15 protein-coding genes and 1 pseudogene are annotated in these 14,005 nt (G+C 70.3%); 5 read left to right on the top strand and 11 right to left on the bottom strand.

The features are described from left to right. Nucleotides 1-182: 182 nt before the first annotated feature. The 4 genes and pseudogenes from ACFUJR_RS13370 to ACFUJR_RS13355 all read right to left on the bottom strand — a co-directional run. Nucleotides 183-1,040, bottom strand: a complete 858-nt coding sequence (locus ACFUJR_RS13370) for a MetQ/NlpA family ABC transporter substrate-binding protein (RefSeq protein WP_383168897.1) — start codon at nt 1,038-1,040, stop codon at nt 183-185. A 90-nt stretch (nt 1,041-1,130) separates the two neighbouring features. Continuing rightward, the gene (locus ACFUJR_RS13365; protein WP_383168894.1) at nt 1,131-1,799 is read right to left on the bottom strand and encodes a methionine ABC transporter permease; all 669 of its coding nucleotides are present in this window, start codon (nt 1,797-1,799) and stop codon (nt 1,131-1,133) included. Then, complete coding sequence (locus ACFUJR_RS13360) at nt 1,796-2,848, bottom strand: methionine ABC transporter ATP-binding protein (RefSeq protein WP_383168891.1); 1,053 nt, start codon at nt 2,846-2,848, stop codon at nt 1,796-1,798. Before ACFUJR_RS13360 ends, ACFUJR_RS13365 begins: the two co-directional genes overlap by 4 nt. Before the next feature lie 395 nt (nt 2,849-3,243). Then, nucleotides 3,244-3,493: pseudogene (locus ACFUJR_RS13355) on the bottom strand (HAD-IA family hydrolase); the annotation flags it as partial. A 54-nt stretch (nt 3,494-3,547) separates the two neighbouring features. On the opposite strand from ACFUJR_RS13355, the gene ACFUJR_RS13350 reads away from it, so the two are divergent. After that, nucleotides 3,548-3,910 (top strand): hypothetical protein, encoded by a 363-nt coding sequence (locus ACFUJR_RS13350; protein ID WP_383168888.1) that lies wholly within the window; start codon nt 3,548-3,550, stop codon nt 3,908-3,910. After that, complete coding sequence (locus ACFUJR_RS13345; protein ID WP_383168885.1) at nt 3,910-4,320, top strand: hypothetical protein; 411 nt, start codon at nt 3,910-3,912, stop codon at nt 4,318-4,320. Before ACFUJR_RS13350 ends, ACFUJR_RS13345 begins: the two co-directional genes overlap by 1 nt. Nucleotides 4,321-4,356: 36 nt before the next feature. Here the strand turns inward: ACFUJR_RS13345 and ACFUJR_RS13340 are convergent, their stop codons facing one another. The 3 genes from ACFUJR_RS13340 to ACFUJR_RS13330 form a co-directional block, all read right to left on the bottom strand. Next, nucleotides 4,357-4,839 (bottom strand): GNAT family N-acetyltransferase, encoded by a 483-nt coding sequence (locus ACFUJR_RS13340; protein WP_383168882.1) that lies wholly within the window; start codon nt 4,837-4,839, stop codon nt 4,357-4,359. 17 nt (nt 4,840-4,856) lie between these two features. After that, nucleotides 4,857-5,402 (bottom strand): sigma-70 family RNA polymerase sigma factor, encoded by a 546-nt coding sequence (locus tag ACFUJR_RS13335; protein WP_383168879.1) that lies wholly within the window; start codon nt 5,400-5,402, stop codon nt 4,857-4,859. 145 nt (nt 5,403-5,547) lie between these two features. Beyond that, entirely contained in the window at nt 5,548-6,720 is a 1,173-nt protein-coding gene (locus tag ACFUJR_RS13330; protein ID WP_383168875.1) for a glycerophosphodiester phosphodiesterase, read from the bottom strand. 223 nt (nt 6,721-6,943) lie between these two features. Between ACFUJR_RS13330 and ACFUJR_RS13325 the strand changes: the two genes are divergently transcribed. Beyond that, complete coding sequence (locus tag ACFUJR_RS13325) at nt 6,944-7,615, top strand: lysophospholipid acyltransferase family protein (protein WP_383168872.1); 672 nt, start codon at nt 6,944-6,946, stop codon at nt 7,613-7,615. Nucleotides 7,616-7,695: 80 nt separating this feature from the next. Here the strand turns inward: ACFUJR_RS13325 and ACFUJR_RS13320 are convergent, their stop codons facing one another. Continuing rightward, a complete protein-coding gene (locus ACFUJR_RS13320) occupies nt 7,696-9,240 on the bottom strand; it encodes an MFS transporter (protein WP_383180585.1) in 1,545 nt (514 codons plus the stop codon). Next, nucleotides 9,237-9,788: a TetR/AcrR family transcriptional regulator gene (locus tag ACFUJR_RS13315; RefSeq protein WP_383180588.1), complete on the bottom strand. Its 552-nt coding sequence runs from the start codon at nt 9,786-9,788 to the stop codon at nt 9,237-9,239. The genes ACFUJR_RS13320 and ACFUJR_RS13315 overlap by 4 nt, the downstream gene beginning before the upstream one ends. 85 nt (nt 9,789-9,873) lie before the next feature. On the opposite strand from ACFUJR_RS13315, the gene ACFUJR_RS13310 reads away from it, so the two are divergent. Then, a complete protein-coding gene (locus ACFUJR_RS13310) occupies nt 9,874-10,383 on the top strand; it encodes an HAD domain-containing protein (protein WP_383180591.1) in 510 nt (169 codons plus the stop codon). A gap of 12 nt (nt 10,384-10,395) precedes the next feature. On the opposite strand, the gene argH is transcribed toward ACFUJR_RS13310, so the two are convergent. Together argH and ACFUJR_RS13300 are read right to left on the bottom strand one after the other, a co-directional pair. Next, complete coding sequence (gene argH, locus ACFUJR_RS13305; RefSeq protein ID WP_383180594.1) at nt 10,396-11,823, bottom strand: argininosuccinate lyase; 1,428 nt, start codon at nt 11,821-11,823, stop codon at nt 10,396-10,398. An 81-nt stretch (nt 11,824-11,904) separates the two neighbouring features. Further along, a complete protein-coding gene (locus ACFUJR_RS13300; protein ID WP_383180597.1) occupies nt 11,905-13,098 on the bottom strand; it encodes an argininosuccinate synthase in 1,194 nt (397 codons plus the stop codon). Between the two features lie 223 nt (nt 13,099-13,321). Here ACFUJR_RS13300 and ACFUJR_RS13295 point away from each other — a divergent pair, with 223 nt between their 5' ends. Next, a complete protein-coding gene (locus ACFUJR_RS13295; RefSeq protein ID WP_383180600.1) occupies nt 13,322-13,918 on the top strand; it encodes a pyridoxamine 5'-phosphate oxidase family protein in 597 nt (198 codons plus the stop codon). The last annotated feature ends 87 nt before the right edge of the window (nt 13,919-14,005 follow it).

Raw genomic sequence — 14,005 nt, 5'->3', positions numbered from 1 at the left:
TAATGAGCGCTTCCATGCGGGGACCCGTCGAAGTCAACCGGAACAACAAAGAGGACAGAAGCAAGCCGGCACCCCCCCCCCCCGGGTCCGATGTGGCGTCAGATACGGGCGGGATACGGCGAAGGCCCCGCGCACCGGACGGGGTGCGGGGGGCCTTCGTCACAAGAACTGTACTGCGGGCCTTACTTGGCGACGGCACCGAAGGCCGGGATGACCGAGCCGGTGTACGTGTCCTCGATGTACTTCTTCACCTCGGGGGAGTTGAGGAGCTTGACGAGCTTCTGCACGCGCGCGTCCTGCTCGTTGCCCTCCTTGACGGCGAGGAAGTTGGCGTAGGGGTTGCCCTCCGCCTTCTCCACGGCGATGGCGTCCTTGGCGGGCGAGAGCTTGGCCTCGATGGCGTAGTTGCCGTTGATGACCGCGGCGTCCACGTCGTTCAGGGCGCGGGGCACGGTGGCGGCCTCCAGCTCCTTGAACTCCAGGCCCTTCTTGTCCGTGATGTCGGAGAGCTTGGCGTTGGTGCCGACGCCGTCCTTGAGGGTGATGAGACCGTTCTCGGCGAGCAGCTGCAGCGCGCGGCCGCCGTTGGTGGTGTCGTTGGGGACGGCGATGGTCTGGCCGGCCTTGATGTCCGCGAGGGCCTTGACCTTCTTGGAGTAGAGGCCGAGGGGCTCCAGGTGGACGTCGGCCACCGGGACGATGTGGGTGTTGTTCTTCTTGTTGAAGTCGTCGAGGTACGGCTTGTGCTGGAAGAAGTTGGCGTCGACCTGGCCGGACTCGGTGGCGGTGTTCGGCAGGACGTAGTCCGTGAACTCCTTCACCTCCAGCTTCAGGCCCTCCTTCGCGGCGAGGTTGTCCTTGACGTAGTTCAGGATGTCGGCGTGCGGCGTCGGGGACGCGGCGACGACGAGCGGCTTGTCGGCGGAGCCGGCCGCGTCCTTGGCGGAGGACGGGTCCGACGCGGTGCCGCAGGCGGTGAGGCCGAGGGCGAGCGCGGCGGTGGCGGCGATACCGGCGGTGAGCTTGATGTTCTTACGCACGAAGAGTGCCTCTTTCCGGTGGTGCGGTGGACGCCTGGACAACAAGTCCGGGCTCTTCTTCGAAGGACGAAGTCTGGGGGGCGCCGTGGGTCAGGCGGTGCGTCCTCGGCGGGCGAGGAGACGGACGGCGAGGTCGCCGATGAGCTGGACGACGGTGACGACCGCGATCAGGACCACGACGGTGACCAGCATGAACCGGGTGTCGAAGCGCTGGTATCCGTAGGTGATGGCCTTGGAGCCGAGGCCTTCGCCGCCGACCGCGCCGGCCATCGCGGAGTAGCCGATGAGCACGATGACGGTGGTGGTGACCGCGGAGACCAGCGAGGGCAGGGCCTGGGGCAGGAGCACCTTGCGGATGATCGTCGTCACGGAGCCGCCCATGGACTGGACGGCCTCGACCAGGCCGTGGTCGACCTCACGGATCGCGGTCTCGACGAGGCGCGCGAAGAACGGGATGGCGCCGATGGCGAGCGGCACGATCATCGCGGTGGGGCCGATGAAGGTGCCGACCACGAAGGTCGTGAAGGGGATCAGGGCGATCAGCAGGATGATGAACGGCAGCGAGCGGCCGATGTTCACGATCACGCCGACGACCTTGTTGACGACGGTGTTCTGCAGCAGGCCGCCCTTGTCGGTGAGGACGAGGAGGACGCCGAGCGGCAGTCCGCCGGCGATCGTGACGAGCGTGGCCCACAGGACCATGTAGAGGGTGTCGACCGTGCCCTGCTCAAGGAGGGGCTGCATCTCCGACCAGGTCACTTGGCACCTTCCTTGACGAGCGCGGGCGCCGCCTCGGGCGCGGTCTCCTCTTCGACGACGTCGACCTGGAGGCCCTGCTCGCGCAGGTAGCCGACGGGGACGACGTTCTCCTCGTAACGGCCGGGCAGTTCGATCCGCATCCGGCCGATCTGCCTGCCGCCCACGGTGTCCATGGCGGCGCCGAGGATCGAGATGTCGATGTTGTACGTACGGGAGAGCTGGGAGATCACCGGCTGGGTGGCCGCCTCGCCGTGGAAGGTCACGTCGACGACGGTGCGGTCGGGTCCGGTGGCGGCGCCGCTGACGGGGAAGAGTTCGGCGGCCAGCTCGGAGCCGGGGGTGGCGAGCAGTTCGCTCACGGTGCCCGACTCGACGATCCGGCCCTTCTGCATCAGCGCGGCCGAGTCGCAGATCGTCTTGACGACGTCCATCTCGTGCGTGATGAGCAGGACGGTCAGGCCGAGCCGGCGGTTGAGGTCGCGCAGCAGCTGGAGGATGGAGCGGGTGGTCTCCGGGTCGAGCGCGCTGGTGGCCTCGTCGGAGAGCAGGACCTTGGGTTTGCCGGCCAGGGCGCGGGCTATGCCGACGCGCTGCTTCTGGCCGCCGGAGAGCTGCCCGGGGTAGGCCTTCGCCTTGTCGGCGAGGCCGACGAGGTCGAGGAGCTCCAGCGCGCGACGGGAGCGCTCGGCGCCGGAGACGCCGAGGATCTCCAGGGGGAGTTCGATGTTGTCCTTGACCGTGCGGGAGGACAGCAGGTTGAAGTGCTGGAAGACCATGCCGATGCTGCTGCGGGCGCGGCGCAGGTCCTTGCCGGCGCGGCGGCCCGTGGCGGCGAGCGCGGTGAGGTCGACGCCGTCCACGGTCACGGTGCCGGCGGTGGGGCGCTCCAGGAGGTTGACGCAGCGGATGAGCGAGGACTTGCCGGCGCCGCTCTGGCCGATCACGCCGTACACCTCGCCCTCGCGGACGTGGAGGTCGACGCCGTCCAGAGCGGTGACCTGGCGGCCTCGCGACTCGTAGACCTTGGTCAGGCCCGAAGTGGTGATCACAGGGTTTCCGTCACTGTCGAGTGCGCGGCGCGGGGTCCGCCGGGCACGGGGCATTCGTCGTTCGGGCAGTCAGGCGCGCAGACGGGCCGGCTTCGGCGGGATGACCGGAAGGCGGCGCGTGCGCGGGGCGGGCACGGTCCGGCGCCGGTTTCGGCGGGCGGATCGGCTCGGCCGTCGGGGGTCTCGCTTCGGGGCGCGAGTCTCGGCGGGGGCCCTCAGAAGGCGCACATTCGACACATACAACGAGCACCGGGCGTCGTGATCGCCTCGGTCGCAAAGGTGCGGCTGCTCGTCGTGGTCATGTCTGCAAGTAAAGCACGCACCTGTTCCACCGAATCGAAGGTGTCCGAATAGCGGACGGAGCTGAGACATCATGCGGACACCCCGTCCGGCCGTCACGCTCCCGCGGCGTCCTCCACTCCGCCGTCCGCGGCCAGCGCGGATACCTCCGACCGCTCGGTCACGACGTCGTCGGCGTCGAGTTCGGACCGGTCGTGGGGTGTGGCCAAGGCCACGGTCCGCATACCCGCCGCGCGAGCGGCGGCGAGGCCCGCGGGGGCGTCCGCGAAGACCACGCAGGCGGCCGGCCCGACGCCCGGCCTCGCCGCCGGGAGGGGGGAAGGGCTCGGGGCCGGGCCTGCCGCGGGCCGGTGGGGGGCGAGCGCATCGGGCCTTTCGGCCCGTAATACCCTCGGGCCCATGCTTGACGCCCTGACGGTCGCGGTCTCGGTGACCGCGCTCGCCCTCGCCGCCTGGTGCGGTTTCGCCTTCTCCCGCGACCAGCCGACCAAGGACTGGCACTTCATCGGCATGGCCGTGGTGACCTTCCTCGCGCTGGTGCAGCTGATCGTCGGCATCGTGCAGCTGTCGCGCGGCGAGAAGGCCGAGGAGGGTGCGACGATCTTCGTCGCCTATCTCCTGGGCTCGCTGTGCGCGGTACCCGCGGCCGCGTTCATGTCGCTCAGCGAGCGGAGCCGCTGGGGCTCGGCGACGGTGGCGGCGAGCGGTGTCGTCCTCGCGGTTCTCGAGGTACGTCTCTTCGACATCTGGACGGTGGGCTGATGAGCGCGACCGACGGAGCCGGCCGTCTGGTCAAGGGCCCCGGCATGCTGCTGGTGTGGCTGTACGGCGTGATGTCGGTCGGCGCGGTCTCGCGCTCGATCTACCAGATCGCGACCGAGTTCGACCGGGCGCCGCTCGCGTACGCGCTGTCGGCGGTGGCGGCGGTGGTGTACGCCTTCATCACGTACACACTGGTCAGGGGCGGGGAGACGGCCCGCAGGGCGGCGCTGGTGTGCTGCGCCGCCGAGCTGGTGGGCGTACTGACCGTGGGGACCTGGACGCTGGCCGACCCGTCCGCGTTCCCCGACGCCACGGTCTGGTCGGACTATGGCTACGGCTACATCTTCATCCCGGTGCTCCTGCCGGTGACCGGGATCTGGTGGCTGCGGCGCTCGCGGGCGAGCGCCTAGGCATCTCGGCCTGGGACCGGCTAGCGGGCCCTGGCGCTAGGCGGCCTTCTCCAGGGTCACGAGCGTGAGCCGGGGGCCGATCTCGCGCGCCGCGACCTGTTCGTATCCCTTGCTGCGGTAGAGGCGCAGGTTGCCCTCGCTGCGGTGGCCGGTGAAGAGCTGGTAGCGCTTGGCGGTGGGTGCGGGGTCGGCGGCGAACCGGCCCTCGATGGCGTCGAGCAGCCGACCGCCGAGACCGTGGCGCTGCATGCGCGGGTGGACGATGAGCTTGGCGATCCGTACGGTGCCCGACTCGTCGACGCGTGCGCGTACGGAGGCGACGATCTCGTCGCCGAGGCGTGCCACGAGCGCGTGCCCCTGGGCCAGTTCGGCCCGCAGGGCGTCCAGGGTCTGGGTGAGAGGCTCGATCGAGTAGTCGCCGTAGAGCTCGGCCTCGCTCTGGTAGCAGAGGTACTGCAGCTTGAGTATGTGCTCCGCGTCCTGTGCGTCCGCGGCTGAGATGGTCACGCTCATGCCCATGTGTGCATGCCTCCCGCTCACCTGGTCCATCGGTCGGTCTCCCGCACCCTTCCCCTCGGGGTCGCCGCAGGAACCTCTGATGCCAGCATTCTGCGCAGGCATCCCAGGCACCGGGAACGCATCGGCCCCAGACTGCCCTGTGAGATACCCAACTCCCCTGCGATTTCCCGGTAGGTGTGGTCGGCCGGGTCGAGCATCGCGGTGAGCAGACGCGGGCAGTGGCCGGGGGTCCGGCGGACGGCGGCGCGGACGGCGCGGCGGCGTTCGCTCGTCAGGGCGGTGCTCTCGGGCGAGTCGTGCGGTTCGCCGGCCTCCTCGGCGCGGTACGGGCGTTCCCGCAGCGCGGCACGCCGGGCGCGGCGGGCCTCGGCGCGGACGGCTCGGCGGAGCCAGTCGGCGGGCCGGCTGGGTGCCTCGTCGTCCTGGAGCCGTTCGAGGAGCCTGAGCCAGACGGCCTGTTCGAGGTCGCCCGCCTCGACGCCGGCGGCGGGGGCCTCGGCGTCCGACTCGGCGGCGAGCAGCGGGGCGAGGGTGCGCAGCAGGTGGGGGTCGGGGAGGGTCATGTCCGGCACGATGCGGGTCGCGGGCGGTGCGGTTGCGGTCCTGTGCGCAAACCACTCGCGTGGGTGCCGTTCCCGTGGCCCGGCGCCCGGGGTCCTGGGCTGAACGGCCCACGGGGACGGACGCCCGCCCCCGTGGGCGCAACGGTCAGTCGGCGACTGCCAGCAGGGCCGTGTCCGGGTTGTCGGAGAAGATGCCGTCGATGCCCGTCGCCAGGTACGTCCTCAGCGCGCCGAAGACGTCTCCGTAGGCGTTCGGGTCCGTGCCGCGGCGGAACTCGGCCGGCAGGAAGATGTTCTCGTTGCGCTGGGTGTACGGGTGGAGGATCAGGCCCTGCGCGTGCGCGTCGCGCACCAGGGTGGTCGGGGTGCCGAGCCGGCCGCTCGCGTCGCGCGGGATGATCAGGTCGAGGGTGGGTCCGATGCCCTGCGCGTACGAGGCGATCCAGCGCAGGCCCTCCGGCGTGACCAGGTCCGCGACGGTGCGCGGGTCGCCCGCCTGGACGAAGTCCCAGGGGCGGCTGCCCGCGGCCGAGAGCAGCACGACGCGCGGGGAGTTCACCAGCTTCGCCAGGCGCTGGATGCTGCTGGGCTCGAAGGACTGCAGGAAGACCGGGGAGTGGGCGCGATGGCGTCCGTACCGGCGCAGCAGCGTGGCGAGGCGCTCCTCCAGGCCGAGGCCGAGGGAGCGGAAGTACGTGGGGTGCTTGGTCTCGACGTGCAGCCAGACGTCGCGGCCACGACGGCGGCCCTCGCGGTCGGCCCAGCGCAGCACCTCCTCGAAGGTCGGGATCTGCCAGCGGCCGTCGTACAGCGTGTTCTTCTGGCGGGTGCCCGGGATGCGCTCCTTGGCACGGAGGGTCTTGAGCTCGGCGAGCGTGAAGTCCTCCGTGAACCAGCCGGTGTACGAGACGCCGTCGACGGACTTGGTGGTCCTGCGGGAGGCGAACTCGGGGTGGTCGGCGACGTCGGTCGTACCGGTGATGTCGTTCTCGTGGCGGCAGACCAGGTGACCGTCCTTGGTGGGGACGAGGTCCTGCTCGATCACGTGCGCGCCGAGGTCCAGGGCGAGCTGGTAGGAGCCGAGGGTGTGCTCGGGGCGGTAGCCGCTCGCGCCGCGGTGGGCGATGACGGTGGGGACGGGGAGGGAGCGGTGGCCGTGCCCGCGGCCCGCGCCGCTCGGTTCGGCGGCCTGGGCGGTGTCGGCGGCGAGGACCGAGGAGGCGCCGAGGACGGCGGCTCCCGCCACGCCCGTGACCGCCGCGCCCGCCGCTCCGAGGACCGTTCGCCGAGCCGGGCCGGCGTGCTCACCCTGTGTCATGAAGGCTCCTTCGATGTGATGTCCCGCACCTGTCAAACGACGCTCCGACCGTACGCAGTCGCTCCCTCTCTGCGGCAGACGCTGGTAGAACATGGCGGAAACACACGTCAACACTGTGTATCGACTCGATGAACCCGATGTGCGCACGACCATGACCCGCGAGTATCGTCCTCACCTGCACGGCCCCGTACGACGCCGCCCGTTCCCGACACCGGAGGAACCGTTGTCCCGTCTCGCACTCATCAAGGCAGTGCTCGGACCGATCCTGCGTCTGATGTTCCGCCCACGTGTGGAAGGCGTCGAGAACATCCCCGGGACGGGGCCGGTGATCCTGGCGGGCAACCACCTCACCTTCATCGACTCGATGATCATGCCGATCTGCACGGACCGCCCGGTCTTCTTCATCGGCAAGGACGAGTACGTGACGGGCAAGGGCTTGAAGGGCCGGCTGATGGCCTGGTTCTTCACCAGCGTCGGCATGATCCCGGTGGACCGCGACGGCGGCCGGGGCGGCGTCGCGGCCCTGATGACCGGCCGCCGTGTCCTGGAGGAGGGCAAGATCTTCTCCATCTACCCGGAGGGCACCCGTTCCCCCGACGGACGGCTCTACCGGGGCCGTACCGGCATCGCGCGGCTGACGCTGATGACCGGCGCGCCGGTGGTGCCGTTCGCGATGATCGGTACCGACAAGATCCAGCCGGGCGGGGCGGGGCTGCCCCGGCCGGGCCGGGTCACGGTCCGCTTCGGCGAGCCGATGGAGTTCTCGCGGTACGAGGGGATGGACCGGGACCGCTATGTGCTGCGGGCCGTGACGGACTCGGTGATGTCCGAGGTGATGCGGCTGTCCGGCCAGGAGTACGTGGACATGTACGCCACGAAGGCGAAGGCCGCGTAGCCGTCACGACGTGAACGAGGGGCCCCGCACGGCGAATCGTGCGGGGCCCCTCGTTCGTGACCGACCCCCGCGGGTGGGCGTCAGTGCTCGATGCCGTCCTCCAGCCTCTGGCCCTTCAGGAGGAACCAGGCCGCGGCCGCCGTCGCGAGGAGGACCGCCGCCCCGACGCCCGCCGCGATGTTCAGGCCGTCGACGAAGGCGTCCTGGGCGGTGGAGACCAGGCCGTCGGCCGTGGCGGGGTCGAGGCCCGCGGAGGCCTCGAACGCGCCGCCGAGCGAGTCGTGGGCCGCGGCCGCGACGTCCGCGGGGACACCCGCCGGGGCCGTGAAGCCCTGGTAGACACCGGTGACGATCGAGCCGAGGAGCGCGATGCCGAGCGCCGCACCCAGTTCGTACGCCGTCTCGGAGACGGCGGAGGCCGAACCCGCCTGCTCCTTGGGCACACTGGAGAGGATCACGTCGGCGGTGACGGTGAACGAGAATCCGGCGCCGAGGCCGACGACGAGCAGGGCCGCGCCGAGCAGCGGATAGCCGGTCTCCTTGTGCACCAGAGTGATCGCGGCGAGCGCGAGTCCGATGGCGCCGAGACCGCCGGTCACGACGGTTCGTACGGAGAACCGCCGGGCGTACCGGCCGGCGATCAGGCCCGTGACCACCGCGCCGATGGCGGCGGGCAGTTCGGCCAGGCCGGCCTCCAGCGGGTCGCGCCCCTGGACGAGCTGCAGGAACTGGGAGAGGAAGAAGACCAGTCCGGAGAGTCCGAAGACGGTGAGGAGATCGGCGAGGACCGCGCCCGAGAAGCCGCGGTGCTTGAAGAGCCGCATGTCGAGCAGGGGCGCGGTCAGCGTGTGCTGCCGCCGGACGAAGGCGTACAGGGCCGCGGCGCCGACGACGGCGGCCAGGCCGACCTCCCACGTCAGGCCGTGCGAGGCGACTTCCTTGACGGCGTACACGACCCCGATGACACCGACGAGCGAGAGCCCGACGCTGACGAGGTCCCAGGGGCCGGCGACCGGGTTCTTGGACTCGGGCAGCAGCTTGATGCCCACGAGGACCAGGACGGCCATCACGGGCAGGTTGATGAGGAAGACCGAGCCCCAGTAGAAGTGCTGGAGCAGCGCTCCGCCGACGACCGGGCCGACGGCCGCGCCGGCCGAGGCGGTGGCGCCCCAGATGCCGATGGCGAGGCTGCGCTCCTTGGGGTCGTGGAAGATGTTCCGGATCAGCGCCAGGGTCGACGGCATCAGGGTCGCACCGGCGACACCGAGGAGCGCACGGGCGACGATCATCATCTCGGGACTGGTGGCGTACGCGTTGAGCACCGAGACGGCACCGAAGGCGGTCGCACCGATCAGGAGCAGCTTCTTGCGGCCGATCCGGTCACCGAGGGAGCCCATGGAGACCAGCAGACCGGCGATGACGAACGAGTAGATGTCCCCGATCCACAGCAACTGCGTACCGGACGGCTTGAGGTCCTCGGAGAGCGAGGGCGTCGCGAGACCGAGTACGGTGGCGTCCACCGCGACCAGCAGGACGGCCAGGACGAGTACCGAGAGCGCGAGCCAGCGGCCGGGGCTCTTCACCTCCGTCCCCGTCGTCGGGCTCGTCTGCAGGGTCCTGCTCATTTCTCCACGCTCCGTCGTGCGCCGCCGAGCAGCAGCTCGGTGATCATGTACTGAAAGTCGTTGCCGGCGACCCGCCCGTCCATCACGGACCAGGCACAGGCCGAAACGAGGCCGTAGAGGGCCTCGGTGAGCCACGCGGGGCTCAGGTCGATCCGGAAGGTGCCTTCCTCCTGGCCGCGTCTGAAGAGCGCGCTGACCCTGGCGTCGAGCCGGGACCAGCCCTCGTCGACGTCGTCGCCCTCGAAGAGCTGGTTCTCGGTGACGAGGAAGGCCAACAGCGGGGCGTTGGGCTCGGTTTCGGTGACGAGCCGTCGCAGGGCTTCGTCGGCCGGGCCCTCGTCGAGCCGTGCGGCATCGCACGCGGCCTCGAATTCCTCGAGACCCATCGCTTCCAGCGCCCTGACCAGCGCGTCCCGCCCGGCGAAGTGCCGGTGCAGGGTGGCGCGGCCGATCCCCGCGGCCCGGGCGACCTCGTCCATGGTGGCGGTCGATTTCCGGGAGAGCAGCGCGGCAGCGGAGCGGAGCACCTGGGTGCGGTCGACTGACATGAGACGACCATACACCGAATGAGACGTCTATGTCTCATTCGATAAATCAATGCCTCATCCGGAGGCAGGAAGGAATGCTGTGGACATGACGAAGCCACTGCTGCTGATCGACGTGGACGGCCCGCTGAACCCCTATGCGGCGCAGCGCGAACGCCGTCCGGAGGGCTACACCACGCACCGGATGCGGCCGAGCGGCTGGACCGACCCGAAGCCGCTGCGGGTGTGGCTGAACCCCGCGCACGGGGGCGAGCTGCTGGCGCTCGCGGAGGCGTACGAGCTGGTGTGGGCGACGACATGGAAGGGGGAGGCCAACGAGAGGATCGGGCCACGGATCGGACTTCCCGAGCTGCCCTTCGTCGACTGGCCCCAGATGCACGGAAAGGCCCCTCGCGGGACCTTCTGGAAGACGCAGTACATCCTGGAGTACGCGGCGGGACGGCCGTTCGCCTGGATCGACGACGACATCACGTCGTACGACCGCGAGTACGTGGAGCGGAACCACCTCGCCGCCGCCCTGTTGCTGCGCGTCGACGAGCGGATCGGGCTGACCCGGCCGGACTTCGACGCGCTCGCGGAGTGGGCGGCGGCGCTGTGACGCTTCTACGGGCTACTTCTTCGCGGAGGCCCAGGCGTGCTGGATCACCAGATCGGCCTTGACCTCGACCAGCTGCGCGGCCACCGCCGACGGGGCGGTACCGCCACGGCCGTCCCGGGAGGCCAGCGCACCGGGCACGTTGAGGACCGTGCGGACCTCGGGGGTCAGGTGCTCGGAGATCTTGGCGAACTGGTCGTCCGTGAGGCCGTCCAGCTCCTTGCCCTCCGCCTCGGCGACCTTCACGCACTCGCCGGCCACCTCGTGCGCCACCCGGAACGGCACACCCTGCTTGACCAGCCACTCGGCGATGTCGGTCGCGAGCGAGAAGCCGGCCGGGGCCAGCTCCTCCATGCGCTCCCGGTTGACGGTCAGCGTGGCCATCATGCCGGTGAAGGCGGGGAGCAGGATCTCCAGCTGGTCGCAGGAGTCGAAGACGGGCTCCTTGTCCTCCTGGAGGTCGCGGTTGTAGGCGAGCGGCAGGGCCTTGAGCGTGGCCATCAGCCCGCTGAGGTTGCCGATGAGGCGGCCTGACTTGCCCCGGGCCAGCTCGGCGATGTCCGGGTTCTTCTTCTGCGGCATGATCGACGAGCCGGTGGAGAAGGCGTCGTGCAGGGTCACGAAGGAGAACTCCTTCGTGTTCCAGATGATGATCTCCTCCGCGATACGGGAGAGGTTGACCCCGATCATCGCGGTGATGAAGGCGAACTCGGCGACGAAGTCGCGCGAGGCCGTGCCGTCGATCGAGTTGCCCGCCGAGCCCCGCTCGAAGCCGAGGTCCTTGGCGACCGCCTCCGGGTCGAGCCCGAGGGAGGAGCCGGCCAGTGCGCCGGAGCCGTACGGGGAGACCGCCGTACGGGTGTCCCACTGCCGCAGCCGCTCGGCGTCCCGGGAGAGGGACTGGACGTGGGCGAGGACATGGTGGGCGAAGAGCACCGGCTGGGCGTGCTGGAGGTGGGTGCGGCCCGGCATCGCGACGTCCGGGTGGGCCTCGGCGAGGCCGACGAGGGCGTCCTGGAGGTCGGCGACGAGGCCGCCGATGATCCGGGCGTGGTCGCGCAGGTACATCCGGAAGAGGGTGGCGACCTGGTCGTTGCGGGACCGGCCGGCGCGCAGCTTGCCACCGAGGTCGGGGCCGAGGCGCTCCAGGAGGCCGCGCTCCAGGGCGGTGTGGACGTCCTCGTCGGCGATGGTGCCGACGAAGGAACCGTCGGCGACGTCGGCCTCCAGCTGGTCGAGGCCGGCAAGCATGCGCGTCAGCTCGTCCTCGGTGAGCAGCCCCGCCTTGTGGAGCACGCGCGCGTGGGCGCGGGAACCGGCGATGTCGTAGGGGGCGAGCCGCCAGTCGAAGTGGACCGACGCGGACAGCTTCGCGAGGGCCTCGGCCGGCCCGTCGGCGAAACGGCCGCCCCAGAGCCGGACGTCACCGTTGTTGCTGCTCACAGCTACTGCTCCTCAGGAGGTGGATAACAGGCCGCCTCCCCGGTCCCTGCGGTGGGGAGGCGGCTGTGGAACGAATCGTGGTCAGGCGAGGTCACGCCGTGCGGCGATCTTCGCGGAGAGGGCGAAGACGTCGATGAAGCCCTGCGCCTTGGACTGGTCGAACGTGTCGCCCGAGTCGTAGGTCGCGAGGTTGAAGTCGTACAGCGACTCCTCGGACCTACGCCCCGTGACGACGGCGCGGCCGCCGTGCAGGGTCATCCGGATGTCTCCGGTGACGTGCTGGTTCGCCTCGTGGATGAAGCCGTCCAGGGCGCGCTTGAGCGGGGAGAACCAGAGGCCGTCGTAGACCAGCTCACCCCAGCGCTGCTCGACCTGCCGCTTGTAGCGGGCAAGCTCGCGCTCGACGGTGACGTTCTCGAGCTCCTGGTGGGCGGTGATCAGGGCGATCGCGCCGGGAGCCTCGTAGACCTCACGGGACTTGATGCCGACGAGCCGGTCCTCGACCATGTCGATCCGGCCGACGCCCTGGGCTCCGGCGCGCTCGTTGAGCTGCTGGATCGCCTGGAGGACAGTGACGGGCGTGCCGTCGAGGGCGACCGGGACGCCCTGCTCGAAGGAGATGACGACCTCGTCGCCCTCGCGCGGGGTGGCCGGGTTCGCGGTGTACTCGTAGATGTCCTCGATCGGCGCGTTCCAGATGTCCTCGAGGAACCCGGTCTCGACGGCGCGCCCGAAGACGTTCTGGTCGATGGAGTACGGGGACTTCTTGGTGGTCGCGATCGGGAGCTGCGCCTTCTCCGCGAAGGCGATGGCCTTGTCGCGGGTCATGGCGTAGTCCCGGACCGGGGCGACGCACGTCAGGTCGGGGCCGAGGGCCTGGATGCCGGCCTCGAAGCGGACCTGGTCGTTGCCCTTGCCGGTGCAGCCGTGGGCGACGATGCCGGCACCGTGCTTCCTGGCGGCGGCCACGAGGTGCTTGACGATGGCGGGGCGGGAGAGGGCGGAGACCAGCGGGTATCGGTCCATGTAGAGGGCGTTGGCCTTGATCGCCGGGAGGCAGTACTCGTCGGCGAACTCGTCCTTGGCGTCCGCGACCTCGGCCTCGACGGCGCCGCAGTCGAGGGCGCGCTTGCGGATGACGTCCAGGTCCTCGCCACCCTGGCCGACGTCGACGGCGACGGCGATGACCTCGGCACCGGTCTCCTCGGCGATCCAGCCGATGGCGACGGAGGTGTCCAGGCCGCCGGAGTAGGCGAGTACGACACGCTCGGTCACGGGCTTCTCCTTACCACCTTGCAAGCACTGATAGGCATAACTATGCAGTCCTCCGTATGTTTTGTCAATGGGATCGAAAAGGGCCGCCACGGCGGCTCCCGCACGGGGCGGGGCTCGCGCCCTCCCGCGGGCGGCACTGCCCGGCGCGAACGCCGCGGGCCCGGGCGCGGGCGGTCATGGGGAGGACGGCTCCGGCGGGACACCAGCGCGCAGAATGAGCCACATGGGAAAGACATATGAACGCATCGAGGGCCGGCTTCGGACCTTCATCGAGGCCCAGTCGATCTTCTTCCACGCCACCGCCCCGCTCGACGCCGACGGCACCGTCAACCTCTCCCCCAAGGGGCTGACGGGTTCCTTCGCCGTCATCGATGAACTGACCGTCGCCTACCTGGACTTCGCCGGGTCCACCGCCGAGACCGTCGCGCATCTGCGCGAGAACGGGCGCATCACGCTCATGTGGTGCGCGTTTCAGGGGCCGCCGAGCATCGTGCGGGTGCACGGGCGGGGCGAGCCCGTGTTCAGGGACGATCCGCGGTGGGAAGGCCTCATGGCGCACTTCCCCTCGATCGACGTGACCCAGCACGGGCTGCGCGCGATCATCGTCGTCACGGTCGAAGTCGTCCGGGACTCCTGCGGGTACGCCGTGCCGTTCATGACGTACGACCAGGATCGCGATCTGCACGGGAGGCGGTTCGCGCGCGAGGACGACGCCTCGCTGAGCGCGTACTTCGAGAAGAAGGACCACATCGGCGTCAGCATGGACGGGTTGCCTGGGCTGCCGCTCCCGCTGCCGCCGCTCCCCCGGCCGGGGCACTAGGCCCTGTCGTCGAAGTGGCGCCGGCAGGGCCCGCGGCGTCCGGGCCCAGGCGGGGCCGAGGGGAGCGGGGCCGGCGGGTCGTCCCGC

This window comes from Streptomyces sp. NPDC057271 (genome assembly GCF_042668715.1).
In the GTDB taxonomy this organism is placed as follows: domain Bacteria; phylum Actinomycetota; class Actinomycetes; order Streptomycetales; family Streptomycetaceae; genus Streptomyces.
Note: the sequence above shows the minus strand (reverse complement) of the source record. Positions and strands in the feature narration are given on the sequence as shown.

Bases quoted from the DNA above. Each gene is read 5' to 3' on its own strand.
- ACFUJR_RS13295 (WP_383180600.1), top strand. From the start codon at position 13,322: ATGGGAAAGACATATGAACGCATCGAGGGCCGGCTTCGGACCTTCATC.
- ACFUJR_RS13335 (WP_383168879.1), bottom strand. From the start codon at position 5,402: ATGACCCTCCCCGACCCCCACCTGCTGCGCACCCTCGCCCCGCTGCTC.
- ACFUJR_RS13340 (WP_383168882.1), bottom strand. From the start codon at position 4,839: ATGGGCATGAGCGTGACCATCTCAGCCGCGGACGCACAGGACGCGGAG.
- ACFUJR_RS13310 (WP_383180591.1), top strand. From the start codon at position 9,874: ATGACGAAGCCACTGCTGCTGATCGACGTGGACGGCCCGCTGAACCCC.
- ACFUJR_RS13350 (WP_383168888.1), top strand. From the start codon at position 3,548: ATGCTTGACGCCCTGACGGTCGCGGTCTCGGTGACCGCGCTCGCCCTC.
- ACFUJR_RS13320 (WP_383180585.1), bottom strand. From the start codon at position 9,240: ATGAGCAGGACCCTGCAGACGAGCCCGACGACGGGGACGGAGGTGAAG.
- ACFUJR_RS13330 (WP_383168875.1), bottom strand. From the start codon at position 6,720: ATGACACAGGGTGAGCACGCCGGCCCGGCTCGGCGAACGGTCCTCGGA.
- ACFUJR_RS13345 (WP_383168885.1), top strand. From the start codon at position 3,910: ATGAGCGCGACCGACGGAGCCGGCCGTCTGGTCAAGGGCCCCGGCATG.
- ACFUJR_RS13315 (WP_383180588.1), bottom strand. From the start codon at position 9,788: ATGTCAGTCGACCGCACCCAGGTGCTCCGCTCCGCTGCCGCGCTGCTC.